We start from the raw sequence: 25,431 nt of genomic DNA, 5'->3' as shown, positions 1-25,431 counted from the left end.
CATTCTTAGCGCTGTCTGGCAAAATAACTGCGTAACAAGGTGGCGGTCAGATTCAGCCCCAGCACCAGCATCAACAGGACTACCGCTGTACCGTAGGGAATTTTATCCTCCACTCCCGGCACCTGGGTTGCTATCACATACAGGTGGTAGGGCAAGGCCATAACCTGGTCAAAAATACTGGTCGGCAGTTTGGGCAAGAAGAAAGCTGCTACTGTTAGCAGAATAGGAGCTGTTTCCCCGGCTGCCCGCGCAATCCCCAGGATGGAGCCGGTGATAATCCCCGGCATAGCCTGGGGCAAGACGATTCTGATAATGGTCTGCAGTTTGGTCGCCCCCAGAGCCAGACTGGCCTGCCGGTAGGACTGGGGCACAGTGCGCAGGGCCTCTTCAGCAGTAGTGATAATTACCGGCAAAGTCATCAGTGCCAGTGTCAAAGAACCTGCCAGAATGGATGCCCCAAACCCAAAATAGATAACAAACAGCCCCAGTCCAAATAGCCCGAACACCACTGAAGGTATACCGGCCAGATTCATGATGGCCAGGCGAATCAGGCGGGTAAGCCAGTTATCCCTGGCGTATTCTGAGAGATAGATAGCGGTCATTACACCGGTAGGGAGAGCAAAAACTATCGTCCAGAACACGAGATGAAGTGTACCTACTATGGCAGGAAAAATTCCGCCTTTGGTCATACCCCGCCGGGGTTTATCAGTAAGAAAATCCCAGCTGATAGCGGGCAATCCTTTGCTGAGAATATCATATAAAAGCCAGGCCAGGACCGCAATAATCAGGATGGTGACCAGCCGCAAAACCGAAAAGGCAATTTTTTCTTGCAGTTTTGGACTCATCTACTCCACCTCCTTGACTTTGCGGGCCACATAGTCGGCAATTAAGTTAATCACCAGGGTAATGATCATCAGCACCAGACCGATCAAAAAAAGAGCATGGTAATGTTCACTGCCTCGAGGCACTTCCCCCATCTCGGCGGCTATGGTAGCAGTCATAGTCCGCACCGGCACCAGAAAACCTTTCGGAATCACCGCCGCATTACCAGTAGCCATCATCACCGCCATGGTCTCCCCGATCGCTCTTCCCATACCCAGCATGACAGCAGCGGTAATACCGGAAAATGCCGCCGGAACGATCACATGTTTGATGGTCTGCCAGCGGGTAGCCCCCAGGCTGAGAGATGCTTCCGCATATCGCCGCGGTACAGCATTGATTGCGTCTTCAGAAACAGAGACAATGGTGGGTAAAGCCATAATGGCCAGGATGATCGAACCAGTCAAGGCAGTAAGACCGGTATCCAGATGAAACAGGCTCTTGATTTTCGGAGCTAGTACCATCAGAGCAAAAAAGCCATAAACTACAGAAGGAATCCCTGCCAGTACCTCGATGGCAGGCTTCAGTATTCCCCGGATAGTAGGATGGGCGATTTGGCCCAGATAAATGGCTGTTGCCAATCCCAGCGGGACAGCAATAACCAGCGCCCCCAGAGTAACCAGGAAAGAACCTGCCAGCAGGGGCAGCAGGCTGAATTTAGGTGGAGTATCAGTAGGAGCCCAGATCTTGCTGGTAAAAAAGTCACTAAGGGGAACTTTGGTTAAAACCGGCAAGGATTCTTTGAAAAGGAAAAGAAAAATTAGTCCGATCACCAGAATCGAAAGGAGAGCTACGGCTTTCAATAAAAATTCAACCGCTCTTTCCATGTTTTACCTCCTCGTACAAACAGGCCAAGAGGAGCCGGGAATCCCGACTCCTCTAGCCGGAAGGTTAACTTTATTTTAAGGGAATGAATCCCATTTCTTCAACCGTTTTCTGGCCATCAGAGCTGAGAGCATAGTCAATAAAGGCTTTACCTACTCCTTTAGGTTCTCCAGCGGAGTAGAGATAGAGTTTGCGGGAAATGGGATATTCTCCGCTCTTTACGGTTTCCAGGTTAGGAGCCAGCCCGGCATCACTGGCATCTTTTGCAACTTTCACAGCTTTGACAGTCTCATTGACATAGCCAAGACCCATATAAGCGATTGCACCTTTATTGCCCTGAATTTCCTTCACTTCCGCAGAGGTAGAGGGCAGGAGCAGAGCATCAGGACGGAAGTTTTCATTATTCAGAACGTGTTCCTTAAAGAAAGCATAGGTACCGGAGTTGCTTTCCCGGGACAGGACCACAATCTTCAGGTCAGGCCCACCCACTTCCTTCCAGTTGTTGATTTTGCCAGTATAAATGTCCTTGATCTGGGCCAGGGTCAGTTTATCAACAGGGTTATCCTTGTTAACTACTACAGCGATGCCATCCAGAGCTACAACGGTTTCCTTTACATCAATCCCTTTGGCTTTGGCGTCACTCACTTCTTTTTCTTTTATTTCACGGGATGCCATGGCGATGTCGGTAGTACCATTGATGAGAGCAGCAATGCCGGTACCGGAACCGCCGCCGGTAACAGCCACACTGGCATCCGGGTTTTTATCCATGAAATCTTCTGCCCAGGCTTGTACCAGGTTAACCATAGTGTCAGAGCCCTTAATCTGCACAGAACCGGCGATAGCTCCCTGCTGGCCTTCAGGGGTTTTGGCCTCCTCCTTTTTGGCGCAGCCCGTTAGCAGCAGGCTGAACATCAGGGTACCGACCAGAATTTTAGTTCCCACAGCTTTCAGCATAATTTTCTCTTCCTCCTCATGTTTTTTCTTATCCCATCTTTATTGTAGCAAGCCATTGTTAACTGAAGAATGGCATGTATGTAAAGTTATTGTTAATACAGGTTAGCCAATCCCTGTAAAATTTCCCGCGCCACCGGTGCTGCCGTTTTTCCCCCTGATTCTCCGCCCTCGACCAGCACTGTTAATACCACCCGTGGCTGCCGGGTGGGATAAAAGGCGGTAAACCAGCAGTTGAGCTGGCCATTACTGCGCTGGGCTGTACCTGTTTTTCCCGCCACCCCAGGTGCCAGTTCCGCCAGCTGGCCGCTACCCTGGCTGACTACTAATCTCATCATGCCCTGCAGCTGGCGAGCAGTTGCCTCCGAAAGCAGGCGCTGGGGCTGCGCCGGCGCAAAGCGACTTTCTACCCGACCAAAATCGTCCCGGATTTCCTGGACCAGGCGGGGTTGAATGTCTATCCCTCCGCGGGCAATCAGGGCAGTCAGACGGGCAACTTGTAAAGGTGTCAACTGCATCTGCCCCTGACCGATACTGAGATTGGTGAGGTTATCCTGCCAGACCCGGTTCCAGTCCGGCTGCTGATAGGCATGGGGGTAACCGGTGACCACCGCTGTTAACAGCTGTAATTTACGCTGATAGCTATAAAGTTTATCCGCACCCAGGTTGCGTCCCAGCCAGACAAAATAGGGGTTACAGGAATAGGCTAGAGCCTCCTGTAAAGTATGCCCTCCTTTAGGATGGGGAACATTGGCCTTTACCCCGGGCACTTTGCTGCATTCGATCCAGGTCTGAGGAGTGACCAGTCCTTCTTCCAGAGCAGCAGCGGCCACCAGCAGTTTAAACACCGACCCGGGCTCAGTTGGCCACATGGTACGGTCAACAAATTGTAGCGGTTCCGGTTGGGCAGGCAATTGAGCCGGGTGAAAGGTGGGCCGACTGGCCAGTGCCAGCAAATCCCCGTCCATTTTCATCACCACCACCGCTCCTCTGAGCTGGCGGCGGTCCAGCACTGTTTCCACCAGCCGCTGCACCCTGGCATCAAGAGTCAGAACCAGATGGCGACGGCGTTTGCTGGCCTGATAGCCGCCATTCTGCCCCTGCAGACCTTTGATCATCCTGCCCTGACCATCCTTGACTACTGCTGCCACCCCTTCCGGGCTCACATCCCGCAGTTCCCGGTCATATAAGGCCTCCAGCCCGGCCCGACCCAGCAACTCCCCGCGGCGGTAATCCCCGCGGGGCAGCTGGCTTAAGCGTTTCTGGTCCGGATAACCCAGATAGCCCAGCACATTGGCAGCCAGGGGGTGGGGTCCATAGCGAAAAGTTACGGGCTTTAACATTACACCTGGCCAGCGGTAGGCATGTACTGATTGCCATGCCTCCTGACTGACGGGATAAGGCAAAATTACTGCCTCACCATTAAACCGGGCCAGCATCTCCTCCAGAGGTTGGCCCAGAAGATTGGCCAGCCGCATAGCAGTATGTACTTTGTTTTTAACCAGGGCTGGAAAAACAATAATCCGCCAGTCGGTATAGGAATCAGTAAGGGGTTTGAGATTGCGGTCATAAATCTGTCCCCTGGGTATATCCTCCAGCCCAACCGCCCAGGTCTGCTGTTTCCAGGCCTGCCGGGCCAGTTCAGGCCCTCTTACCACCGTCAGCCAGCCCAGGCGCAGCAGTAGCGGAAGATAAAAAAAGAGGAAAAAGACCAGGCCGAGCTTAACCAGCCGGCGCCTGCGCTCCATGGCTGTCGCCTCCTGTCCTTTTTCCTCTCATTATTCCTCATTTTTCGGTAAGCTATCCAGTATTTCCACCGGAAAAGGGCAATGCCGTAAAAGCTCCAGAGCTTCTGCCCTTGTATCAGGGGTACAGTGAATAACCACCAGCCCCTGTTTGCCATCAGCGGTACTGACAATGCCTATACTGCCATGCCCTTCAAAAATCCGGTCCAGCAAAAGTATGTCAGCCGGGTTAAGGCGGGCATAAATCTTGCATTCCGGATGGTGGTCAGCTGCCAGCTGCACCCAGGTCGCCATTTTTTATCCCTCCAGACTGTCACTGTTTGGCACGTCTTAATAAACTACCAGCCGGAATTCCTGCTACGCCCGGGAGCAAAACCAGCTGCCGGGGATGAGGAGCCCGGTCGATTGCTTCGCCGGCTTCGTTGAACATCTTTTCTACACGCAATTGCCGGTTGGGCCCAAAGGAAGTAAGCACTTCCAGTTCCTCCCCTGTGGCAAAAGGGCCGCGCTGTTCCACCCACAGTCCCTGTGGGGTTTCCTCCCGTACTATGCCAACAAAATCGTATTCCCGAATATAGCCGGCAGAGAGATAATGCTGTCCGGCCTGTTGCGGGGGCCAGCCCAGGAAAAAACCGGTAGTATAAGGCCGATGGCTGACTTTGGCCAGTTCCTCCAGCCACTCCTCCCGGCACTGCCAGCCCTCAGGATCAGCCAGCCAGGCATCGATGGCCTGCCGGTAAACTTTTACCACCGTACCCACATAGTGAACACTTTTCATTCGACCTTCAATTTTGAGACTGTTCACTCCTGCTGCCATTAGCCGGGGCAAATATTCCAGCAAACAGAGGTCAGCAGAGTTAAATATATAGGTCCCCCGTTCATCTTCCAGAATGGGATAGTATTCTCCCGGCCGGGTTTCCTCCACCAGGGCATAGCTCCAGCGGCAGGCCTGGGCGCAATCTCCCTGGTTGGCATCCCGCCCTGTCATATAGCTGGAAAGCAAACAGCGACCGGAATAGGAAATGCACATGGCTCCATGGACAAACACTTCCAGTTCTGTCTCAGGGCAGTAGCGTCTGATTTCGCCAATCTCCTGCTCAGTCAGTTCCCGGGCCAGTACCAGCCGCTCTGCCCCCTGGTCAGCCCAGAAACGAGCCGCTTCCTTATTGGTAATATTGGCCTGGGTGGAAATATGCAAAGGCAGGCGCGGGGCATAGCGCCGGGCCAGGCTGAATACCCCCGGGTCGGCGATAATCAGCCCATCCACTGCCAGTTCCTGCAATTCCTCCAGGTAGGCCGGCAAATCCTCCAGATCCCGGTTATGGGCAAAAATATTCACTGTTACATATACTTTCCGTCCCCGCTGACGGGCATAATTCAGCCCTTCTTCCAGCTGGAAGCGGGAAAAGTTGCCGGCCCGGGCCCTTAGCCCAAAGCGCTGTCCAGCCAGATAGACGGCATCAGCGCCAAAATCAATGGCAGTTTTCAGTTTTTCCAGATTGCCCGCCGGGGCAAGTAATTCTGGTTTCATTCCTATTTCTCCTCCAGAGGTGTATCCAGATTGGCCAGGTATTTGGCCTTGTTGCGCAAATGCTCAGCCCAGGTACGACTAAAAGCATGTTCCCCATTGCGGGAAACCACAAAATAGAGGTAATCCGCTGCTGCCGGGTTAACTGCCGCCTGCAAGGAAGCATGGCCAGGAGCAGCAATGGGTCCAGGCGGCAAACCTTTGATTTTGTAGGTGTTATAAGGAGAAGCCACTTCCAGATCTTTATAGTAGAGACGGGCCCTGGGTTTACCTAAAGCATACTGCACGGTAGCACAGGACTCCAGTTTCATCCCCTGGCGCAGGCGGTTGAGGAAGACCGCTGCCACTTTGGGCCGTTCCCGATCCACTTTAACTTCCCGTTCGATAATAGAGGCCAGAGTGATGGCCTGAGCGGGAGTCAGCCCCAGGGCCCGGGCTTTAGCCACAAACTCCGGGGTGATTTCCGCTGCCATGCGCTGGGCCATAATGCGGATAATATCCTCGGCCTTCGTATTTAAAGGAAAATCATAGGTGGCTGGGAATAGATAGCCTTCCAGGCGCTGTGGGCCCTGTAAGTTCCCCGGTTGCCAGTAGTCATAGGGCAACTCAGCCTGGCTGGCAGCCTGCAGAAACTCCTCCGCCTGCACCAGACCTTTCTTTTCCAGTAATTCGGCCATCTGCGCCAGGGTATAACCTTCCGGAATAGTCACTTTCACAGTCGCTACCTTACCTGAAGTCAGAGCTGACCAGATTTCCGGTACTGACAGATTTGCCGCCAGCAAGTAGGGTCCCGGTTTGACTTTGCGGTCCAGGCCCTGCCACTGCCCATACCAGCGAAAAGCCAGTGCTGATTTGATCAGCCCCTGCTGTTGCAAGCGTCGGGCCAGTTCCGTCACACTATCTGCCGGCTTGATTTCTACTACCTGACCCTGCCCGGAGGCTGCTGCCGGTGCCAGGGCCTGCTGCCACCAGCTGTTCAGGCCCAGCAAACCACCGCTCCCCAGCAAGCCGATAAACAGGAGCAGAATTAAGAGTTTCCGTCCTTTCTGAATTACAACTACAGGTGCTGTCATTTGCTTTCCCCGCTTTCTCTCCCTGTCTGCCTTCATTATACAGGTTTCGGCAGGCGGGGACAAGCTGTCGACAAAAAGAAACAGCCCTCCCCGGGCTGCCTTGCTATTTTTCCCGCTCCGGCGGTGCTGCCTCTTTGGCCAGGTCCAGCATGAGCTGAGCCTCATGCAGTCGTTTGGCCACTTCTTCCACTACCAGTTCCATGTGGACCCCTTCAGTGGCTACCACAGGGATAATGGGTTTGTGGCGATAGATGCGTTGCAGAAGTTTAATATTGGAGCTGCTGACACTGCGAGGAGTCTCGTCGATCTTGGTAACCACGATAATATCCGCCTCATCCAGCAGCACATTGGATGGCTCCATGATGATCTCCGCCTTGATACTGGCTGGTACTACCGTTACCAGGATATCGGCCAGCCGCCGGCTTTCCGCTGATTTATAGCCATCATTGATACCCACTGCTTCAATCAGGGCCACATTGGGTTCTGCCGCCACTTTCGGCAGGTCCCGCTGGGAAACGTGGCCTAACTCCAGCACCGACCGGACTTTATTGAGTTCATCCAGCGCCTTTCTGGCGTGTTGAATCAAGCGATTTTTCTCTCTGATCTGGTTGACGGTCTGCCGCACCACCCGTTCGATATCCTCAATCACATCCTGTCCCGGTGGCGGTACCGCAATGGTGAGATAGGTGGCATCAATACCTTTGAGCAGATAGGGTTTTTCATCCTGAATCCCAGACCCCACCGCCAGCGGCTGCCAGTTGCGCTGCTTCAATCCCCGGTACAGTTCCCCCAGTATGGTGGACTTCCCGGCATCATTGCGCCCGGCCACCACTATCTTTTTCATGTCCCCGACCTCCTTTGCCATCTTCCTTAAAAGATTATATGCCAGAGGTGGGACTGACTTGCCAAAAATTATAGTTCTGGAGCCGGTACCGCTGCTGGTGCAGCTGGTCCTGTACCGACGGCATAGACCCAGTTTTTCGGTTTATAATAACTTTTAGTCACTACTTCCCGTTTCAGCACCTTACCTTGCCGGTCCTTGATAATACGAACAGTATAATGCCGGTAACCCCGGTGGCCTTCTTCTTTAACCACCTTTTGCCCTTTCGGCAGGTTAGGGTCTTTCACGGTAATGACTTTCGGTTCAATTACCTGAGTAATCTGATCTATCAGTTCCACATTGACATTTTCCGCCGGATCGCCAAAAACCTTGAAAATCAGGCGATTGCCCGCTATCTGGGATTTGAGGTATAACCAGTGATTGCGGTTATTGCGAAACTTGAAATCCAGGCCACCATAGGTAACCGTAGCATCCCGGCCAACAGGTACATATTTGACAGGAATAGAGTGATTGGTGCGCTCGACGATTTCCAGTCCGGCCAGGAGAACGCTATTATAAAGAGTGGTTGAAACCTGACAGACACCACCACCAACCCCTGGAACCAGTTCATTATTTATAATTACTGGCGCGTCCCGGTAACCCGCTTCTTTGGAACGAGGTCCAACGATTTTGTTAAAGGAAAAGACCTGGCCCGGAGCCAGCAGGACACCATTGACAGCATTGGCTGCCACCATTACATTATAAGCTCTGTCCACATTTTTCGGATCAAAGGTGGTAGAAAACTGACTGATAATCGCCTTGATCCGCATATTATCCAGGGTTTCCCGGTTTACCGCCGGTTCTACCGGTACCCGTGCCAGCTGGATGGGTTTGGCCTGACGTTCCAGCAATGCCGGTTCCAGCTGACGCAGGGCTGCCTCCATGTCCAGCTTGCTGCCCTGTTTCCCCGGAATATATACCACCTGGTCAGCAGCATTGACGGTCAGTTCCCAGTCCACGGGCTTGACATATACCGCCTCTGCTACTGTTTCCAGCTGCTTGCGGGCCAGGGTTAAATCCACTTTTTCTTTGAGGGGTACTTCTGCCGGTTGCTCCTGCAAGCGCCGTCGAGCCTGCCATTCCTCCCAGGGCCAACCGCCGCGCCCCTGGGCCCAGGCCCAGTCCAGCATGGCCTGCAAGTCCCAGCCATAGCCCAGTTCCTTTTTGCTGAACTGCCAGCTGCGGTCTTCCAGGCGTAAAGTCACCAGCCGTTCCTGTTCCTTGTTCTCTTCGGTAGCCAGCAACCGGGCTGCTTCCTGCCGGCTTTTCCCTCCCAGGTTAATGGTACCAAAATAAACTCCCTCCACAATGGTATCATTCCCCAGCACTTTCTGTACTGCCAGCCAGGTTCCGGCCAGGGTGCTCGTTAGTACCAGCAGGACAATGACTGCCAGCTTTTTCATCCCTTTTCTCCCCCATCTTTCTAAAAAATGAAACAAAGACGCTTTCATATAGAAAGCGTCCAGTGCTCAGCTTTAGTCTTCGAAATCTTCGGCCTCCAGGCTTGCTTCCCAGTATTCCGCTGCCCGGTCGAACTCCTCATCATCTTCGATGTCTACCAGGATATCTTCCCCATCTTCAGTGATTACTTTGAGGATAACAGCTTCTTCTTCATTGTCAACAGCCTGCAGTACAGCATAGCGGTTATCGTCCATTTCAAAGACATCGATAATTTCAAACTGATGCTCATTGCCTTCCTCGTCTTCCAGGATGATCACATCTTCTCTTTCATCTACCATTTTGATTCACCTCTTCTATCAGAATAATTGTATTTTACTCCAGCCGGCAGCTTTTGTCAATTGCGCTGCCTGTCCAGATATCCCTGCAGGATGACAACCGCTGCCAGCTTATCCACCACCTGCTTGCGCCGGGCCCGGCTCACATCGGCAGCCAGCAGGGTCCGTTCCGCCGCTAAAGTGGATAGGCGTTCATCCCAGGTTTCTACCGGTAGCCCCAGCACCTTTTCCAGATTTTCTTTAAACTCCATCACTAATTGTGCCCGCGGACCGTAGGTTCCATTCATATTCCGGGGCAAACCCACCACGATTTTTTCCACTTCCTGCTCCTGGCAGAGCCGGGCCAGTTCCGCCAGATCCTGCTGCAGGCTGGTCCGGCGCAGTACCTTCAACGGCTGGGCCGTCCAGCCCAGCGGGTCACTGAGGGCAATGCCGATAGTCTTGTCCCCTACATCCAATCCCATTATCCGCATATAGCCAGCTCCTCTTAAAAGATTTTCAAACAAAAATCAGGACAAACCGCTGAGCAATAACCGCAGAGCAAACATTTGTTCCGATCAACTTCCACCTTTTCGCCCTGCAGGTACAAAGCCTGTTGCTGACAGCGTTCAACACAGCGTCCACAACCCTGACACCAGTCCTCAATATGCAGGCGGCGGGGCTGGCTGCTGATCCGTGCTGCCGCCTCGTGAGGTGGTGTTTGGCCACTGAAAAAGGCCAGATTATATTCCACTTCTGCCTCACTTTGCATGCCGATGGCTACCGCCGCAATCCCGGGGGTAGACAGAACAAACTGCAGAGCTTCTTCCCGCCGGCTTAACAAATTGCCACCGGCCAGAGGTTTCATGCTGTAAATGCCTTTTCCCGCTGCCGCCGCCCGGGAAATAGCCTCTGCCATGGCCGCAGCATCCCCGTCACCGATGCCAATTCCAGCCAGATTATACAGAGGGTGAATAACTGTCAGCTCAGGAAAAGCCAGAGCCGCTTCCACCCCGGCAATGCGGTGAGTGGACAGGCCTACCTCCCTAATCAGCCCTTTTTCCCGGGCCTCCAGCAGATATTCCACTGCCTCCCAGTGACCTCTGACGGTATGGATGGATTCCTGTTCATGCAGGAGAAAGATATCGATCACATCCCGGTCCAGTTCCCGGCGGGCTTCCTCCAGAGCCGCCGCTGCCCCTTCCCTGGTATAGGCATAGGTTTTGCTGGCAATCACCACGGGCTTATCCCAGCCCCTCAACGCCTGGCGGATATAAGGATAGGTTCGGTATAGCTGGGCGGTATCGATAAAATTAACCCCCAGCTCCAGGGCGTAGCGCAACACCGCCGCACCCCGGTCCAGGGGAAGATTTGCCTGCAAGGGCCCAATGGTAAGAGCCCCGAAACAGAGGCGGGATACTTCAATTCCAGTTTGACCTAACTGCCGGTATTCCACGTCATCCTCCTGTTAGAGCTGATTTAAATAAGTCTTGACAAGTTCTTCCAGCAACTCATCCCGCTCTACCCTTTTGATCAGGGAACGGGCCTGGTTATGGTTGGTAATATAGGCCGGGTCACCGGATAGCAAATAGCCAACCAGTTGATTGATGGGGTTATAGCCCTTTTCTTTCAGAGCCGCATATACCTGTTTCAGGATCTCCCGGGCCTGGTTCTCCTCGCCATCCCGCTGGAACATCATGGTTTCATCATGGATATTATTCATTCTTTTCAGCCTCCCTTGCCGGTTGCCCAGGCTCTCTTACCATAATATTCGCCACAATTGTTTTTTTTCCTCTTTGTGTTGCACAAAATTCCAGCCAGCAGGCATGCAGTTCCTCATCAATGAGATTAAACCAGAGGATGGCTTCTATTTCCCTGTCTCTCACCTGGCGCAACAACTGCCGATAGGAGGAAATGGCCTTTTCTTCCCCCAGTACCGCTCCCCGCAAAACCGTTTCCCAGTTAGCCAGTATCCTGGTCCCGCTGATCAGAGCGGACAGCCCCATGCGGCTGAGCCAGTAACCCCACTGACTTTCCATAAACTCTGGCAACCCCTGGACTTTACCGCCGATGGTTAGCAAGAGACCATTGATATTGCGGACATGCTCTTCTTCAATGGCCGCCAGGCGCAGTAAACCCTGGCGCTGGTGCCTGGTCGGGGCGGCCCTGGCCATCATCTGGTAGAGAGCAACCTGGCCCTGTTCCAGAAAGAGAAATTCATTGAGCTGGTTAATCAGTTCCCTGGTTTTCACCAGTGATACACCACCCCGAAACCGCCCGGAGGCAAGGTCCAGTTGATATTGCCCTGAGGGCAGGCCAGTTCACAGGCTCCACACTCCACACACTGCTCCTGTTCAATCCTGATTCTGTCTCCCTGCCAGTGGAAAACCCCGCTGGGACAGATGAAGGTACAGGGATGTTCCGGACATTTTTTGCGACAAAGAGCAGGATCTTTCAGAGAAATATGTTCTACCGGGGACGGATGAATTTCGGTTTGCATTAAAATACCCCCCAGTTTTTGATCCCGGCATAGAGATCCTTTACCGTTTTGCCCAGTTTCTGATAATTGACAAACATCCTGACAATCCTTTCCTTTTTCTCCTTTTCGGTGATTAATCCCTCGGTAAAAAACTCATAGGCACTCTGATTGGCCAGTCGGCTGATGAGAAAATCGCTGTCGGAATAATGTTCATAATAGCTGAGGGCATCCTTCCCTGCCTTGATGTCCTTCATAAAGAAAGTGTCATTAAGTTTGCGGGCATAGGCTCCCAGCATTTTGGCAGTAAAATCCCCCCGGGCTTTGGCCTGGATAATGGTTTCCGCCGCATACTTGCCGGTAAGCATGGCCAGGTCCGAGCCCCTGCGCCCGGATATCATCACGGCTGCATCCCCCGCTACCAGCAAGCCATCCCGGTATAGTTTTGGTATCCCCTTATATCCGCCTTTGGGAATCAAGTGGGCCTGGTATTCTATGGGTTCAGCCCCTGCCAGCAGCTTTTTCATAATGGGATGCTGCTTGAAGCGGTCCAGCAGCCATCTGGGACTTAGGCCCTTTTTAATCAGGTCATCCAGAAAACCGCCCACTATAATGGCCACCGTGTCCTTCATCGTCCAGATGCCGGCTTTACCAATGGCCCCGCCGGTGGGCCAGCCCAGCAGGCCGATAGTAGCGCCCAGGCCGGCAGGCAGGTTAAAGCGGTCCTCGATTTTTTCCGCCGGCAGGGCCAGCACTTCCCGCACATAAAGGGTAACAGCATGGGGAGGAATCTGGGAACGCAGACCCGCTTTTCTGGTCAGCATTGCCATGACTCCCTCAGCCAGTACTGTCACATCCGCCAGAATGCGCTCCCCACCGTCCACTTCCACCCCGATTACCTGCTTGCCTTTTAAGACCAGATCCCGGGCAGTGGTATTGCAATAAAGCCGGGCCCCCGCTCTGACCGCCTGGTCCGCCAGCCAGCGGTCAAACTGGCTGCGGTGTACACAGAACTTATTGTAGGGCGCACGGCCAAACTTCAGACCGGTAAAACCCACATTAATCGCCGAGTCTTCTTCCATCAACCAGAGCTCATCCTTTACTACCGGCCGCTCTAGCGGAGCTTCCTCCCAGAAAGCCGGTACCAGCAACTCGGTGGGCTGACGATAGATGGTCCCGCCAAAAATATTCTTAGCTCCTGGATACTGCCCCCTTTCCAGAAGACAGACAGAAATTCCGTTACGGGCCAGGGTCAAAGCTGTAGCAGCTCCGGCAGGTCCGGCCCCAACCACTACTGCATCATAATGCTCAGGCATATTTTACCTCCCCTGTTGACAGACTATTGATGAGGTGATGAGCATGGATTTTACCACAACTTCCTGGTTTACCTTTCTGGTTAACCGCTTCAATTTATATTTTTTCCTCCTCAGCCTTTTCTGTGGCCTGGCCCTGCTGCTTCAAGGCCAGTGGTTGCTTCAGCAGGGCCAGATCAGGGAAGCCAAACTCTCCGTATACGGGGGCTGGTTCTATCTGGGTCTGGGTCCCGGTCTGTATCTGGGCTTGCGACTGCTGAAAATGATTTTTTGATTATTCCCGTACCCCGCTACGCCGGATATGGGCTTCCACCCGAACTGTTATCGGCATCTCCGCAAACAGGTGCGGCCATTCTTGCTGCCGGGCCTGCCAGTATTGCGGCCAGCGCCGGTACACCTCATTACATAATTTCAGAGCATCGGTTTCATGCCTTTGCATTTTCTTTGCTGTTGCCAGGCAGGTTTGGCGGATATCTTCAGCCAGTACCTCTTCGATGCGGCGCAGCACCTGTACATCTTCCCCGTGTTTCCGAACATGGGTAATTTCCGCCAGGTCTCCTTCCGTACGAATGCGAAACTCCACTTCTGGCCCTGTTTCCGTCAGCGACACCCGGCGGAAAACGCTGGCATCTGTGATGCGAAAGGAAACCTGATGCTCGGGATGGCCCGGTTCATTAATGGTAACCGTTCCTCCCTCCACCCGTCCCATCAGCCAGGCATAGCCAGCCACCTCCTGGCCATTGAGCCAGTCCACCAGCTTTCCCTCTTTCAATAAAGCAGCCCCTCGCAGGGAAAACTGTTTGCCGGTAGCTATCACCCGGGGAACTACCACACCTTGCTTTTCCAGTAAAGCATGCAACACCTGGCCCACATTTTGCCGGGGTGCCATGGTCAGGGTATAGCGGCGGTTATCCAGGCTCTCGGCAATGGCCAGAGCAGCCGGTTGCTGGGTCTCCATGCGAATTTCCAGCACTTTTCTGGCATCCCCTTTGGCGATGAGCATATCAGTCCCCAGCCTGACCTCGGGATTGCGGGCAAAAAAGTCCAGCAAAGGTCCCACTCCGCTGCGGGCCACCTTTTCCCCGAAAATGATCACTTTCAGATGTTCCAGTGAGGGTGGACGATTGCTGGTATCCACCAGCAGGCTAAAAACCTGTTGCAGACTCTGGCCTGTACCGCTGATATTCAGACCCGGACTGGGTTTGGTTCCTCCCTCGCCACCACCTCCGGCCATGGCTTCGGTAATAGCCCGCTGCATGGTGACCTGAAAAATCTCTTTCTGCTCAACCGTCGGGGGCCGATCAATGGCCAGGCCCAGCACAAATCCCCGTTCCTCGATCTCCCAGCGGTCCCAGCAACCGCTGAGAAAAAGCAATATCCCCAGCGTTCCCAGAATTGCCAGTTTTCTCATGCTCTTTTCCTCCTCTGCCACCAGGCCAGAGGCAGGAGCAGACCCAGGGGATAGAGAAAAACGAAAATCCCGCCTGCATAACTGAGCCAGTGCAGCAAATAGGCCCGTTGCTCGATATTCTCCGGCACCATGGCCAGAAAATAGAGAACCGGCAATTGCAGCCAGGCCATCGGCTGGAGCTGGCGCAGGCCCAGCAACCGATTCAGGGTCTGTAAAGCCAGAAAATAGGTAATGGCTATACTGTTAAAGGAACTGAGGATCCAGAAAATGATGAAGAATAAATCCAGGCGCTCCAGAAAGGCACTGGCCGGTAAAGTGGCCGCCATAGACAGGGATACAATGGGATAGAGCAGAAAATGTATCTCTTCCCGGCCAAAAACGGCCTGAGCTACAATTACCAGTACGGAAATTACCAGCCAGGGCAGCATAATGCCCCCCAGCAGCCATGCTCCCAGCTTCTCCTGGCTTGACCGTTTCACATTGGGAAAGAAGAAATAAAGGACCCCCACGCCGATAAAACTGGTTATCGCCAGGGGCAAACCGCGTACCACCGGCAGCCAGCCCTGTTCCAGCAGGGGCATCAATTCACCGAAGTCAGCATTGTACAAAGAACCCAGGATGATGGTAAGAAAAAAAACCAGTATCAGAGGTACAAACAGCTGGACAATCCGAGCGATACTCTCTGCCCCGCCAGTGATGAGGGGCAGACAGGTGAGCAACATAGCAATCACCACCACATCCAGAGGGGTACGGCTGAGCAAAAAGACCTTGGTGACATCACTGAACATCCGGGTATTGATGGCAGTTATCATCAAAGCAAAAAGGGCAAAGAGCCAGCCCATAATCCAGCCCGGAATTTTTCCCAGAATTTCCTGGCCATACTGGATAATATCCTGGTCCGGAAAATAGCGGGCCAGGCGATAGGCTAGCCAGACCAGTAAGGGCAGGAATGCACCACTGCCCAGGACAGTCAGCCAGCCATCCGCTCCGCTCAACCGGGAAATGTCCCGGGGCAGGCTCAAAAACCTCACCCCGAGGATGGTAGCAATCATCAGCATGGCCAGGCCTTTGCCACAAATTTTTTCCTTCTGGCTCATGGTTTGTCCCCCATTCGCACCTCATCTCTGGCATTAAAAGTCGAAGGCCTGAGTTTCATGGCCTGCCAGGGCAAACGGAAAATTACATCCTTCCAATCCCGTAAATTAAACGGCACTGCCGGCTGAATATACACCACTCCAAAGCTCTTCAAGCGGACAAAATGGATATTGAGTAAAATAAAACCCAGAATAACTCCGTACATACCCAGCAAGGCCGCCGCAACCATGAGGGGAAAGCGCATCAGTCTGAGGCCAGCGGCCACATTGTAATGAGGGATAGCAAAGGAAGCGATGGCGGTAATCGCCACAATGATGATCATGATCGGACTGGCAATGCCCGCCTGTACCGCTGCATTACCGATGACCAGACCGCCTACAATGGATATAGTCTGGCCAATGGCCCGGGGTAAGCGGGCCCCCGCTTCCCTTAACAGCTCAAAGGAAATCTCCATCAATGCCGCTTCCACAAAAGCTGGAAAGGGCACCCCGCCCCGGCTGGAAGCAATTGCCATGGCCAGTTTGGTAGGCAGCATCCCCGGATGATAGCTGGTTATGGCAATATAAGCCGCTGGCGTCAGGACAGAAAAGAAAGAAGCGATGAAACGCAGAAATCGAGCAAAAGAGGCTACCTGCCAGCGTTCATAATAATCTTCCGGGGACTGGTACAATACCGGCAGGGTAGCAGGTAACAGCAAAGCAAAAGGGCTATTGTCCACCAGAATGGCAATCCTGCCTTCCAGCAATCCTCCTACCACTTTATCCGGCCGTTCCGTGTGTTGTAACTGGGGAAAAGGCGACCAGAGGTTATCTTCAATGAGCTGTTCCACATAACCTGCTTCAATCAGGGCATCCAGATTGATTTTGTCCAGTCGGCGGTTAACCTCCTCTACCAGCTCCGGAGGAGCCAGATCCTTGATATACATCACTGCTACATCAGTCTGACTGCGTACCCCTAGCTGGCGTAAATCCACCACCAGGCGGTCATCCCGTATCCGCCGCCTCACCAGGGCGATATTGACCATCAGGGTTTCCACAAATCCGTCCCGGGGACCCCGAATCAAGGCCTCAGTAGCTGGTTCAGTGATGCTGCGGGCTGACCAGCCCCGGGTGGAAACAATCAGACAGTGGGAACAATTCTGCAGCAGAACCAGGGTATCCCCGGCCAGCAATGCTGTGACGGCCTTGTTCACATCTTCCTCCCGTTTAACTCCGCCAGCACTGAGTAAATGGTCCATGACTTTTTCCAGCCCAAAGGTGCCGCGAAATTCCCGGCCTGCGGGGTAGTCAGTGGACAGAATTACCAGTGGTTTCAGCACCTGTTCCTGCAAAGTGGTTTTGTCCGTCAGGCCATCCACATAAAGCAGGGCTCCCCTGGCCCCACTGGCCCCAATGGTAAAGTTACGCCAGATTATATCCTTCCCTTCCCCCAGCCGTTCTTTTAGAAGTTGCAAGTTTTTCTCCAGATCGGCACCAAACTTTGCAGCTACCATGTATCCCTCCCCCTTTCCTCTGTTTATGTATTTTGCTACTTTGCGCCAGATAGTATGCAGGCAAAGGAAAAGGGACAGTCCCTCAACTGTCCCCATCTGCTCAGATAACTTCTATTGTCCAACTGGCAGAAAAAAGCTCCTGAACCGGCTTGTAGGCCAGTCAGGAGCCTTTTCCCTATCAGTGAGCTGTCCGCCTAACCGTTGAGCTATCGAGAAAAGCCAGCCACTCCTGAAAAACTTCCTGCCGCCGCCGGTCTTTTTCCCGGCCAATGCATTCCATCAGGAAGTCCAGTTCCCTGTTGTCCAGTTCTTCTAACTGTTTGCGGATGGCTGCTACCCGCTCGCTTTCGTAAACGATTTTCATCTATGCACCTCTCCTCGACCTGACTTGTTACCGCAATATTATTCGTCGAGAAGAGGCAAAATCCTTCAGGTATTTTAAACCAGCTGCTGGCTCAGCTGTTGTTCCACCAGACTGTATACCAGCTGTAAGGCAGCATCAGTTCTGGCGGGATCCTTGCCCCCGGCCTGGGCCATATCCGGCCGGCCCCCGCCACCGCCACCGGCGGCTCTGGCCACTTCCCGGATGATATTGCCGGCATGCAGGCCCCGGCCCAGCAGGTCTCTGGTTACCATGGCGACAAAATTGACCCGTTCCTGGCTGGTTGCTGCCAGTACGACCACACCGCTGCCCAGCTTATCCTTGAGTAAATCTCCCAGATTGCGCAGGGACTCGGCATCAGGTACTGCCACCCGGGCTGCCAGTACCTTGACATCCCGTACCTTGCTGACCTGATTCAGCAAGTCAGCCACTTCCCGTACGGCCAGCTGCTGTTTCAGCTGCTCGACCTCCTTCTCCAGTTCCTTGATCTGAGCCTGAACCTGTTCGGCCCGGCGTACCAGTTCAGCAGGCTGGGTTTTCAGCACTGCTGCTAACTGTTCCAGCTCTTCTTCCTGCTGACGGACCAGAGCCAGTACCCCGGTACCGGTTACCGCCTCAATCCGGCGCAAACCGGCACCAATCCCGCTTTCGGAGATGATTTTGAAGAGCCCGATCTGGGCGGTATTGGTCAGGTGAGTGCCCCCGCACAATTCCAGGGAGTAGTCCCCCATTGCTACCATGCGAACCACATCGCCGTATTTTTCCCCGAAGAGCGCAGTAGCCCCCCGCTCTCTGGCCTCAGCCAGGGAACATTCTTCTGTACTTATGGGCAGAGCCGCCAGGATCTGAGCATTTACCTCATCTTCAATGCGCCGCAGTTCCCCGGCAGTCACAGCCTGCAGATGGTTGAAGTCAAAGCGCAAACGGTCAGGAGCTACCAGAGACCCGGCCTGATTGACATGGTCTCCCAGCACCTGCTTCAGAGCCTTATGCAACAGGTGGGTAGCACTGTGGTTGCGGGCAGTAGCCAGCCGGCTCTCCCGGTCCACCCTGGCCTCTACCAGCATACCTTCCCGAATAACCCCCTCTTCCACTTCCCCGATGTGGACAATCAGGCCATTGACAGACTTCCTGGTGTCAGTGACGCGCACCTTCAGGTCAGGAGCTGTGATCCAGCCCCTGTCCCCTACCTGACCGCCGCTTTCAGCATAAAAGGGGGTTTCATTGAGCACGATCTGCACTTCCTGACCGGAAGCAACGGTCTCTACCTGCTGTTCCTCCACAATGAGAGCCACCACGTTGGCGGTAGCCTCTAAATGCTGATAACCCAGAAAAGGAGTAGCCCCCATTTTATTGCCCAGTTCAGCCCAGAGTTCCTGCACCCTGGTCAAATAAGCCCCCTCTCCCCGGGCAGCGCGGGCCCGTTCCCGCTGTTCTGCCATGGCCCGGGCAAAGCCTTCCTTATCCACTGTCAGTCCATGTTCGGCAGCAGCATCTTCGGTCAAATCCAGGGGGAACCCGTAAGTATCGTAGAGCAGGAAAGCCTGTTGACCGGAAATCTCCCGGCCCCCGGCGGCCTTGATTTCGGCAATCATTTGCTCCACCAGGGCCATGCCTTCATTCAGTGTGACATGGAAACGTTCTTCTTCCAGTTTGATCACCCGGGCGATATAATCGGCCTTTTCCCGCACTTCCGGATAGGCATCCCCCATCTCCCGGGCTACTACCGCCACCAGTTCATACAGGAAAGGACGGTTAATCCCCAGGATCTTGCCGAAGCGTACCGCCCGGCGCAAAATGCGGCGCAGCACATAGCCCCGCCCTTCATTGGAAGGCAATACCCCATCCCCCACCAGGAAGGTACAGGAACGGGCATGGTCAGCGATAACCCGGAAGGGGAAACCCCGTTCATCCCGCTGGTAGGGTTGTCCACACATTTCTTCCACAGCTTTGATATAGGGCAATAAGAGGTCGGTTTCGTAATTGGAACTGACATTCTGAATAACAGAAGTAATCCGCTCCAGACCCATGCCTGTATCAATTGAGGGCCTGGGCAGAGGGGTCATAGTACCATCAGCATCCCGGTTGTATTGCATAAAGACCAGGTTCCAGATTTCCAGCCAGCGGTCACAATCACATTTGCCGATAAAGCATTCCGGGGCATCACAGCGAAACTCTTCCCCGCGGTCAATCAGGATTTCTGAACAGGGACCGCAAGGCCCGGTGTCGCCCATGGCCCAGAAATTGTCCTTTTCCCCCAGCCGGATGATTTTTTCCGGCGGCAAACCGGCGATTTCCTGCCAGAGCTGGAAGGCTTCCTCATCATCCAGATAGATGGTAGCATAGAGGCGCTCTTTGGGTAAACCCAGCTCCTCGGTGAGAAACTCCCAGGCAAAGCGGATGGCATCCCGCTTGAAGTAGTCCCCGAAGGAGAAGTTGCCCAGCATCTCAAAGAAGGTATGATGGCGGGCTGTGCGCCCTACCGTATCCAGGTCATTGTGCTTGCCCCCGGCCCGCACGCACTTCTGAGCGGTAGTAGCCCGCCGATAGGGTCGCTGCTCCAGCCCTAAGAAGACATCTTTAAACTGGTTCATGCCGGCATTGGTAAAGAGCAAGGTGGGGTCATTGTGCGGCACCAGCGACGAGCTGGCAATGCGGGCATGGCCCTGCCGCTCAAAATAGGACAGAAATTTTTCCCGAATCTGGTTTCCTGTCAGCATCTGTGTCTCTCCCTTCCTGACTTGCACTATTAAAAGAAAAAACTCTCACCCCCACAGGGACGAGAGTTCCTCTCGCGGTACCACCCTGGTTACCGGCCCAAACCGGTCACCTCATGGAAAGCCAGGCTTTCCTGGCTGTAACGGGCCCCCCGGGCCCGGTCCTCCCGGGCCGGCTCCGGACTGGCTGTCACCCGCTCACGCCAGAAACCTTGCAGCCTGAGGGTTTCCTCTCTGTTGACGGAGTGATGGGCAACTCGGTCCTTCTTCGCCTTTGCTCTCAGTCATGATGGAATATTGTAGCATAAAGATGGGATAATTGTCAAACTGGTTATCTTGATATACAAGAATGCCTTCTAAACCATTTGGCAATCTGTGGCCAATCGACCTGACCTTGAGCAATTTGCATAACAAATCGAACCATTTCCTCTTGATCGACCTTAAAATTTATATTATTAATTTTTAAGGTCAAAACTCCAGCTGCAATTCCAGTACGTTTATTACCATCTATAAAAGGATGATTATTAATAATTGAGTGAGTAAGTACGGCTGCTTTATCATATATTTCAGGATAAAACTCAACTTCTCCAAATCCAGCCCAGGGCCGGGCTACTGCTGCTTTTAAAAGCCCTAAATCGCGCAGGCCATGACTACCACCAGTCGCTTCAATGATACTAAAATGTAAAAAAAGTAATTGCTCAATATTAAGAACCTTCATTTAGCTAGCTCCTTTAAAGCCAGCTCATATTCTTTTATAAAACTATTTACTAAACTAACATAATCATTATCTATACCGTCCAGCAATTGCACACTCTTTTCATCAGGTGCAATTAACGGTTTAACAATAATACACTTTTTTTCCTCGTCTAGTTCTATAATTACATTAGATCCCTCTTCTAGTTTTAATTTTTGTAACATTTCTTTGGTTAAAGCAACTACATGGCTATTGCCAGTACGAAAAATTTTACGAATCAGCATATTGCCACCTCCCAGTTACTATGTTAATACAGTAATTACAGGTTGTAAAGAAAAAACCTTCCACCCTTTATTGATGGAAGGTTTGCAGTAATTCTCTCACTTCAGCTGTGGTATTGAGTTGCAGGGCCCGCTCCGCCAGTTCAGCACATGCCCTGGCATCCAGTCCGGCAATAATCCGCTTAATCTCTTTGATACTGCCAGCTGACATACTCCACTCATCCAGCCCCAGCCCGACCAGCAACGGTGCCGCCAGGGGGTCTCCCGCCATACTGCCGCACATTCCTACCCACTTGCCTTCCCGATGGGCAGCATCAATTACCAGTTTAATCAAGCCCAGCACAGCCGGATGGAAATAGTCATAGAGATAGGCGACTTTTTCATTCATCCGGTCAACGGCAATGGTGTATTGCACCAGATCATTGGTCCCGATGCTGAAGAAATCCACTTCTTTTGCAAACCTGGCAGCCAGCACAGCGGCAGAAGGTACTTCCACCATAATACCCAGCTCCAGGCCAGCTTTGAATTCTTTCCCTTCCTGTTTCAAATCAGCTTCGGCTTCCTGATAAATCCGTCTGGCCTCCCGCCATTCCTCCAGACTGGAGATCATGGGGAACATAATCTTGATATTGCCATAAACACTGGCCCTTAAAATGGCCCGCAACTGCGTTTTAAGGAGCTGGGGCTGATTCAAGCCAATGCGGATTGCCCGGTAACCAAGGAAGGGGTTCATTTCTTTTTCCAGCTCCAGGTAGGGTAATTCCTTGTCCCCGCCAATATCCAGAGTCCGGATAATTACCGGGCGTTCGCCCATGATTTCAGCTACCCGGCGATAAGCCTGGAACTGCTCTTCTTCATCAGGCATTTGTTCCCGGTGCATAAAGAGAAATTCAGTACGGTAAAGGCCAATTCCTTCTGCTCCCTGTTCCAGAGCCAGTTCTGCCTCTTCCGGAGTGCCGATATTGGCCACAATCTCAAAGCATTTGCCATCTACTGTACAGGCAGGCCTGTGGGCAAAAGCCTGCAGTTCCTGCAAACGTAACTGCTCTGCTGCTGCCTTCTCCTGATATTCTGTCAGTGTAGCCTGTTCAGGATTGATTATACACAAACCTGCCTGTCCATCAATCAAAAGGTTATCGCTGTGATTGATGCTTTCAATTTCGGCTCCAACTCCCAGAATAGCCGGTATCCCCAGGGAACGGGCCAGAATGGCGGTATGGGAAGTCTTGCCCCCCACTCTGGTGACAATCCCCTTGACCAGGTTCCGGTTTAGCTGAACAGTATCAGAAGGAGTCAGGTCGTCAGCGACTATAATCACTTCCCGGTCAAGCTCAGCTAAGCTCAGCTGCTGCCCTCCCTGCAAGAGAGTTAACAGCCTCCGCCCCACATCCCGGATATCCGCCGCCCTTTCCCGCAGGTATTCGTTGGGCATCTGTTCGAAGATGCGGGCAAACTCTTCAGTTACTTCCTGAACAGCTCTTTCGGCCGGATAAGAACGGGTCTCCACCCGTTTTATCATTTCCGGATAAAAACCAGGGTCGAGTAAAAAGCTAATCTGGCCTTTAATAATGGTGGATTTTTCTTCCCCCAGTGTTTCCCGGGTATAGTCCACCAATTTGTGCAAATCAGCTTCACACTGCTCTTTCGCTGCCTGCAGTCGCGCCAATTCCCCGGCAATATCCTGTACCTCAGTCAGTTGAGGCTGTTGCTGACTGAGGTGCGGCCGGTAAAGAAACGCCGGGCCCAGGCCGATACCGGCTGAAACCCCCAGCCCATAAATGCGTTTTTCTGCCATTATTCCTCACCAAACTTGCTTTCTATTAATTGAACCAGGGCTTCTACTGCCGCCTGTTCATCATCACCTTCAGCTTCTATGGTAATTTTATCCCCTTTGCTCAGGCCCAGAGCCATCACCCCGAGAATGCTCCTGGCATCAGCCTGATGACCACTGGCGGTTTTAACAGTAATCCGGGAGGTAAAGCGACCGGCTGTTTCAATCAACAACTGGGCCGGTCTGACATGGAGACCGGAGGCGTTTTGAAGTTCCACTTCGCGTGCATACATAGTTATTACCTCCAAACTACAGATTTTGTAGCAGGTTGACCAGTTCTTCAGCAGAAGCTACGGTGTGCAATTTTTGCCGGAAATCTTCATGCATCAGTTTGCGGGAAATGGCGATCAATATTTGCAAATGCTCATTTCCTACCTGTTGTTCCGGTACAGCTATCATAAACACAGAAGTTACGGGTTGTCCATCCATAGCCTGCCAGTCTACCGGCTGAGCCAGGCGGGCAAAAGCCAGTCCGGGAGCTTTAACTGCTGCCGATTTTCCATGGGGGATAGCCACTCCGAATCCAATCCCGGTAGTACCGGTTTCTTCCCGTCTTTTTACAGCATGCAGATACTGGTCAAGGTCTGAAACAAATCCGGCTGCAGCAAGAGCCGCTGCCATTTTTTCCATGCATTCTTCCTTGCTGTTAACTGTCAGGTCCAACAAAGTCGTGTTTTCATTCAGCATATTGCTCAGATTCATGGTTATTTCCTCCTCAAATGGTTGGGATAAGGAACAGGAAAACCTGCCCCTTATCCCATTATGCCCTGTTAACAACTTATTTTTGCTTTTTCAACAGGTTGACCAGTAAAGCGGTAACAACAGTACCTATGACAATGGCCAGCGCATACATCGGCAAATTGCCTACCGCATTGGGAATGGGGAGTACGAAAATACCGCCGTGGGGTGCCCGCAAGGTACAGCCAAAGGCCATGGAAAGAGCACCGGTTACAGCTGAACCAATCATGATAGAAGGAATTACCTTGAGGGGATCAGCGGCAGCAAAGGGAATGGCTCCCTCGGTGATGAATGAAATCCCCAGGACTGCGGCTGCTTTACCAGCTTCTCTTTCTTCCTCGGTGTATTTGTGAGGAGCCAGCAATGTAGCCAGCCAGAGACCCAGGGGCGGAGTCATCCCGGCCGCCATGACTGCTGCCATGGGCCCATAAACATCACTGCCCAGCAAACCGACAGCAAAAGTATAAGCGGCTTTGTTGACCGGACCACCCATATCAAAAGCCATCATCGCGCCCAGAATCAGGCCCAGCAGCACGGCATTGCCGGCACTCAAGCTCTTCAACCAGGCAGTCATCGCATCCATGATAGTTTTAATCGGAGTACCAATTACATAAATCATCAGCAGGCCTACAATCAAGGTAGCAAAAAGAGGTATGATGAGTACAGGTTTAAGGCCTTCCAGATTTTTGGGCAACTTAATGTTATCCTTTAGCCATTTCGCTACATAACCGGCCAGGAAACCGGCAGCGATACCCCCCAGGAAACCGGCACCGATCTTAGAAGCCAGCATACCGCCTACCAGACCAGGAGCCAGACCGGGCTTTTCAGCAATGGAAAAAGCGATAAAGCCGGACAGTACAGGCACCATCAGAGCAAAGGCAGAACCGCCGCCGATATCCATCAGGGCTGCCGCCAGAGTCCCTTTTTGTTCGAAAGCCTTGATGCCAAAAACGAAGGAGAGGGCAATCAACAAACCACCGGCTACGACAAGAGGAATCATATAGGAAACCCCATTCATCAGGTGCTTATAGGCGCCAGTCCGCTGTTTGCTTCTTTCTTCCTTGATTTGCTCTACCTGAGCTACATAAGCGCTGGCAGCCGCCTTTTTGTTAAGGGCCTCGTCCAGCAGTCTTCCCGGGTTCTTGATAGCTTCACCAACTGAGGCTTTGACAACCGGCTTGCCGGCAAAACGGCCTTCATCGACATCGGTATCAGCAGCAACAATAATGGCATGAGCGTCGGCAATTTCCTGAGGAGTAAGCGCATTTTCCACTCCCACTGCTCCTCTGGTCTCTACTTTCAGGTCGATGTTTTTTTCCTTAGCTGCTTTAATCAATGCTTCTGCTGCCATGTAGGTGTGGGCAATCCCGGTCGGACAAGCAGTAACGGCTAAAATCTTTTTCAT

General features: G+C 52.8%; 28 protein-coding genes. 1 reads left to right on the top strand and 27 read right to left on the bottom strand.

Going from position 1 to position 25,431, the window contains the following annotated elements:
- Positions 1-5 precede the first annotated feature (5 nt).
- The 16 genes from pstA to JDF658_RS00170 all read right to left on the bottom strand — a co-directional run bounded on the left by pstA (position 6) and on the right by JDF658_RS00170 (position 13,388).
- On the bottom strand, positions 6-845 hold the full coding sequence (pstA, locus tag JDF658_RS00245; RefSeq protein ID WP_078665593.1) for a phosphate ABC transporter permease PstA: 840 nt from the start codon (positions 843-845) through the stop codon (positions 6-8).
- The gene (pstC, locus tag JDF658_RS00240; RefSeq protein ID WP_078665594.1) at positions 846-1,706 is read right to left on the bottom strand and encodes a phosphate ABC transporter permease subunit PstC; all 861 of its coding nucleotides are present in this window, start codon (positions 1,704-1,706) and stop codon (positions 846-848) included. It lies immediately after the preceding gene.
- Between the two features lie 70 nt (positions 1,707-1,776).
- Positions 1,777-2,658 carry a phosphate ABC transporter substrate-binding protein gene (locus JDF658_RS00235; RefSeq protein ID WP_079906110.1) on the bottom strand — a complete coding sequence of 294 codons (882 nt, stop codon included), beginning with the start codon at positions 2,656-2,658 and terminating at the stop codon, positions 1,777-1,779.
- Between the two features lie 92 nt (positions 2,659-2,750).
- A complete protein-coding gene (locus JDF658_RS00230) occupies positions 2,751-4,403 on the bottom strand; it encodes a penicillin-binding protein 2 (RefSeq protein ID WP_079906109.1) in 1,653 nt (550 codons plus the stop codon).
- Between the two features lie 30 nt (positions 4,404-4,433).
- Entirely contained in the window at positions 4,434-4,694 is a 261-nt protein-coding gene (locus JDF658_RS00225) for a DUF4911 domain-containing protein (RefSeq protein ID WP_079906108.1), read from the bottom strand.
- Between the two features lie 19 nt (positions 4,695-4,713).
- Positions 4,714-5,931, bottom strand: coding sequence for a U32 family peptidase (locus tag JDF658_RS00220; RefSeq protein ID WP_079906107.1), 1,218 nt, complete (start codon positions 5,929-5,931; stop codon positions 4,714-4,716).
- Between the two features lie 2 nt (positions 5,932-5,933).
- Positions 5,934-7,001 carry an endolytic transglycosylase MltG gene (gene mltG, locus JDF658_RS00215; RefSeq protein ID WP_159071923.1) on the bottom strand — a complete coding sequence of 356 codons (1,068 nt, stop codon included), beginning with the start codon at positions 6,999-7,001 and terminating at the stop codon, positions 5,934-5,936.
- Between the two features lie 103 nt (positions 7,002-7,104).
- Positions 7,105-7,845 (bottom strand): hypothetical protein, encoded by a 741-nt coding sequence (locus JDF658_RS00210; protein ID WP_078665600.1) that lies wholly within the window; start codon positions 7,843-7,845, stop codon positions 7,105-7,107.
- Positions 7,846-7,913: 68 nt separating this feature from the next.
- A complete protein-coding gene (locus JDF658_RS00205; protein WP_079932880.1) occupies positions 7,914-9,284 on the bottom strand; it encodes a VanW family protein in 1,371 nt (456 codons plus the stop codon).
- 72 nt (positions 9,285-9,356) lie between these two features.
- Complete coding sequence (locus JDF658_RS00200; protein ID WP_078665602.1) at positions 9,357-9,620, bottom strand: DUF1292 domain-containing protein; 264 nt, start codon at positions 9,618-9,620, stop codon at positions 9,357-9,359.
- A 56-nt stretch (positions 9,621-9,676) separates the two neighbouring features.
- Positions 9,677-10,090, bottom strand: a complete 414-nt coding sequence (ruvX, locus tag JDF658_RS00195) for a Holliday junction resolvase RuvX (RefSeq protein WP_078665603.1) — start codon at positions 10,088-10,090, stop codon at positions 9,677-9,679.
- A 14-nt stretch (positions 10,091-10,104) separates the two neighbouring features.
- Positions 10,105-11,052 carry an aldo/keto reductase gene (locus JDF658_RS00190; RefSeq protein ID WP_079906106.1) on the bottom strand — a complete coding sequence of 316 codons (948 nt, stop codon included), beginning with the start codon at positions 11,050-11,052 and terminating at the stop codon, positions 10,105-10,107.
- 12 nt (positions 11,053-11,064) lie between these two features.
- Entirely contained in the window at positions 11,065-11,319 is a 255-nt protein-coding gene (locus tag JDF658_RS00185; protein WP_079906105.1) for an IreB family regulatory phosphoprotein, read from the bottom strand.
- Positions 11,312-11,848: a ferritin-like domain-containing protein gene (locus JDF658_RS00180; protein ID WP_078665606.1), complete on the bottom strand. Its 537-nt coding sequence runs from the start codon at positions 11,846-11,848 to the stop codon at positions 11,312-11,314. Before JDF658_RS00180 ends, JDF658_RS00185 begins: the two co-directional genes overlap by 8 nt.
- Complete coding sequence (locus JDF658_RS00175) at positions 11,845-12,096, bottom strand: ferredoxin family protein (protein WP_079906104.1); 252 nt, start codon at positions 12,094-12,096, stop codon at positions 11,845-11,847. Before JDF658_RS00175 ends, JDF658_RS00180 begins: the two co-directional genes overlap by 4 nt.
- Positions 12,096-13,388: an FAD-dependent oxidoreductase gene (locus JDF658_RS00170; RefSeq protein WP_078665608.1), complete on the bottom strand. Its 1,293-nt coding sequence runs from the start codon at positions 13,386-13,388 to the stop codon at positions 12,096-12,098. Before JDF658_RS00170 ends, JDF658_RS00175 begins: the two co-directional genes overlap by 1 nt.
- A 43-nt stretch (positions 13,389-13,431) precedes the next feature.
- On the opposite strand from JDF658_RS00170, the gene JDF658_RS00165 reads away from it, so the two are divergent.
- Positions 13,432-13,659 (top strand): CLC_0170 family protein, encoded by a 228-nt coding sequence (locus JDF658_RS00165; RefSeq protein WP_079906103.1) that lies wholly within the window; start codon positions 13,432-13,434, stop codon positions 13,657-13,659.
- Here the strand turns inward: JDF658_RS00165 and JDF658_RS00160 are convergent, their stop codons facing one another.
- The 11 genes from JDF658_RS00160 to JDF658_RS00110 form a co-directional block, all read right to left on the bottom strand.
- Positions 13,660-14,796, bottom strand: a complete 1,137-nt coding sequence (locus JDF658_RS00160; RefSeq protein WP_079906102.1) for a Ger(x)C family spore germination protein — start codon at positions 14,794-14,796, stop codon at positions 13,660-13,662. It lies immediately after the preceding gene.
- A complete protein-coding gene (locus tag JDF658_RS00155) occupies positions 14,793-15,893 on the bottom strand; it encodes an endospore germination permease (protein WP_079906101.1) in 1,101 nt (366 codons plus the stop codon). Before JDF658_RS00155 ends, JDF658_RS00160 begins: the two co-directional genes overlap by 4 nt.
- Positions 15,890-17,383 (bottom strand): spore germination protein, encoded by a 1,494-nt coding sequence (locus tag JDF658_RS00150; protein ID WP_078665612.1) that lies wholly within the window; start codon positions 17,381-17,383, stop codon positions 15,890-15,892. The genes JDF658_RS00155 and JDF658_RS00150 overlap by 4 nt, the downstream gene beginning before the upstream one ends.
- A gap of 178 nt (positions 17,384-17,561) precedes the next feature.
- Positions 17,562-17,747, bottom strand: a complete 186-nt coding sequence (locus JDF658_RS00145; protein WP_079906100.1) for a hypothetical protein — start codon at positions 17,745-17,747, stop codon at positions 17,562-17,564.
- Positions 17,748-17,821: 74 nt separating this feature from the next.
- On the bottom strand, positions 17,822-20,485 hold the full coding sequence (gene alaS / locus JDF658_RS00140) for an alanine--tRNA ligase (protein WP_079906099.1): 2,664 nt from the start codon (positions 20,483-20,485) through the stop codon (positions 17,822-17,824).
- A 328-nt stretch (positions 20,486-20,813) separates the two neighbouring features.
- A complete protein-coding gene (locus tag JDF658_RS00135) occupies positions 20,814-21,200 on the bottom strand; it encodes a type II toxin-antitoxin system death-on-curing family toxin (protein ID WP_079906098.1) in 387 nt (128 codons plus the stop codon).
- Positions 21,197-21,460 carry a hypothetical protein gene (locus JDF658_RS00130; RefSeq protein ID WP_079906097.1) on the bottom strand — a complete coding sequence of 88 codons (264 nt, stop codon included), beginning with the start codon at positions 21,458-21,460 and terminating at the stop codon, positions 21,197-21,199. The genes JDF658_RS00135 and JDF658_RS00130 overlap by 4 nt, the downstream gene beginning before the upstream one ends.
- Positions 21,461-21,527: 67 nt before the next feature.
- Entirely contained in the window at positions 21,528-23,252 is a 1,725-nt protein-coding gene (gene ptsP, locus JDF658_RS00125) for a phosphoenolpyruvate--protein phosphotransferase (RefSeq protein ID WP_079906096.1), read from the bottom strand.
- Positions 23,252-23,521: an HPr family phosphocarrier protein gene (locus tag JDF658_RS00120; protein WP_078665616.1), complete on the bottom strand. Its 270-nt coding sequence runs from the start codon at positions 23,519-23,521 to the stop codon at positions 23,252-23,254. Before JDF658_RS00120 ends, ptsP begins: the two co-directional genes overlap by 1 nt.
- A 16-nt stretch (positions 23,522-23,537) precedes the next feature.
- Positions 23,538-23,990 (bottom strand): PTS sugar transporter subunit IIA, encoded by a 453-nt coding sequence (locus tag JDF658_RS00115; RefSeq protein ID WP_079906095.1) that lies wholly within the window; start codon positions 23,988-23,990, stop codon positions 23,538-23,540.
- Positions 23,991-24,066: 76 nt separating this feature from the next.
- Positions 24,067-25,431 carry a PTS fructose transporter subunit IIC gene (locus JDF658_RS00110; protein ID WP_078665618.1) on the bottom strand — a complete coding sequence of 455 codons (1,365 nt, stop codon included), beginning with the start codon at positions 25,429-25,431 and terminating at the stop codon, positions 24,067-24,069.

It is taken from the genome of Carboxydocella sp. JDF658 (assembly GCF_002049395.1).
GTDB lineage: Bacteria > Bacillota.
Note: the sequence above shows the minus strand (reverse complement) of the source record. Positions and strands in the feature narration are given on the sequence as shown.

What these genes read in the sequence shown, in the direction of transcription:
- pstA (WP_078665593.1), bottom strand. Translation starts at nt 845, where the DNA reads ATGAGTCCAAAACTGCAAGAAAAAATTGCCTTTTCGGTTTTGCGGCTG.
- pstC (WP_078665594.1), bottom strand. Translation starts at nt 1,706, where the DNA reads ATGGAAAGAGCGGTTGAATTTTTATTGAAAGCCGTAGCTCTCCTTTCG.
- JDF658_RS00235 (WP_079906110.1), bottom strand. Translation starts at nt 2,658, where the DNA reads ATGCTGAAAGCTGTGGGAACTAAAATTCTGGTCGGTACCCTGATGTTC.
- JDF658_RS00230 (WP_079906109.1), bottom strand. Translation starts at nt 4,403, where the DNA reads ATGGAGCGCAGGCGCCGGCTGGTTAAGCTCGGCCTGGTCTTTTTCCTC.
- JDF658_RS00225 (WP_079906108.1), bottom strand. Translation starts at nt 4,694, where the DNA reads ATGGCGACCTGGGTGCAGCTGGCAGCTGACCACCATCCGGAATGCAAG.
- JDF658_RS00220 (WP_079906107.1), bottom strand. Translation starts at nt 5,931, where the DNA reads ATGAAACCAGAATTACTTGCCCCGGCGGGCAATCTGGAAAAACTGAAA.
- mltG (WP_159071923.1), bottom strand. Translation starts at nt 7,001, where the DNA reads ATGACAGCACCTGTAGTTGTAATTCAGAAAGGACGGAAACTCTTAATT.
- JDF658_RS00210 (WP_078665600.1), bottom strand. Translation starts at nt 7,845, where the DNA reads ATGAAAAAGATAGTGGTGGCCGGGCGCAATGATGCCGGGAAGTCCACC.
- JDF658_RS00205 (WP_079932880.1), bottom strand. Translation starts at nt 9,284, where the DNA reads ATGAAAAAGCTGGCAGTCATTGTCCTGCTGGTACTAACGAGCACCCTG.
- JDF658_RS00200 (WP_078665602.1), bottom strand. Translation starts at nt 9,620, where the DNA reads ATGGTAGATGAAAGAGAAGATGTGATCATCCTGGAAGACGAGGAAGGC.
- ruvX (WP_078665603.1), bottom strand. Translation starts at nt 10,090, where the DNA reads ATGCGGATAATGGGATTGGATGTAGGGGACAAGACTATCGGCATTGCC.
- JDF658_RS00185 (WP_079906105.1), bottom strand. Translation starts at nt 11,319, where the DNA reads ATGAATAATATCCATGATGAAACCATGATGTTCCAGCGGGATGGCGAG.
- JDF658_RS00175 (WP_079906104.1), bottom strand. Translation starts at nt 12,096, where the DNA reads ATGCAAACCGAAATTCATCCGTCCCCGGTAGAACATATTTCTCTGAAA.
- JDF658_RS00170 (WP_078665608.1), bottom strand. Translation starts at nt 13,388, where the DNA reads ATGCCTGAGCATTATGATGCAGTAGTGGTTGGGGCCGGACCTGCCGGA.
- JDF658_RS00165 (WP_079906103.1), top strand. Translation starts at nt 13,432, where the DNA reads ATGGATTTTACCACAACTTCCTGGTTTACCTTTCTGGTTAACCGCTTC.
- JDF658_RS00160 (WP_079906102.1), bottom strand. Translation starts at nt 14,796, where the DNA reads ATGAGAAAACTGGCAATTCTGGGAACGCTGGGGATATTGCTTTTTCTC.
- JDF658_RS00155 (WP_079906101.1), bottom strand. Translation starts at nt 15,893, where the DNA reads ATGAGCCAGAAGGAAAAAATTTGTGGCAAAGGCCTGGCCATGCTGATG.
- JDF658_RS00150 (WP_078665612.1), bottom strand. Translation starts at nt 17,383, where the DNA reads ATGGTAGCTGCAAAGTTTGGTGCCGATCTGGAGAAAAACTTGCAACTT.
- JDF658_RS00145 (WP_079906100.1), bottom strand. Translation starts at nt 17,747, where the DNA reads ATGAAAATCGTTTACGAAAGCGAGCGGGTAGCAGCCATCCGCAAACAG.
- alaS (WP_079906099.1), bottom strand. Translation starts at nt 20,485, where the DNA reads ATGCTGACAGGAAACCAGATTCGGGAAAAATTTCTGTCCTATTTTGAG.
- JDF658_RS00135 (WP_079906098.1), bottom strand. Translation starts at nt 21,200, where the DNA reads ATGAAGGTTCTTAATATTGAGCAATTACTTTTTTTACATTTTAGTATC.
- JDF658_RS00130 (WP_079906097.1), bottom strand. Translation starts at nt 21,460, where the DNA reads ATGCTGATTCGTAAAATTTTTCGTACTGGCAATAGCCATGTAGTTGCT.
- ptsP (WP_079906096.1), bottom strand. Translation starts at nt 23,252, where the DNA reads ATGGCAGAAAAACGCATTTATGGGCTGGGGGTTTCAGCCGGTATCGGC.
- JDF658_RS00120 (WP_078665616.1), bottom strand. Translation starts at nt 23,521, where the DNA reads ATGTATGCACGCGAAGTGGAACTTCAAAACGCCTCCGGTCTCCATGTC.
- JDF658_RS00115 (WP_079906095.1), bottom strand. Translation starts at nt 23,990, where the DNA reads ATGAATCTGAGCAATATGCTGAATGAAAACACGACTTTGTTGGACCTG.
- JDF658_RS00110 (WP_078665618.1), bottom strand. Translation starts at nt 25,431, where the DNA reads ATGAAAAAGATTTTAGCCGTTACTGCTTGTCCGACCGGGATTGCCCAC.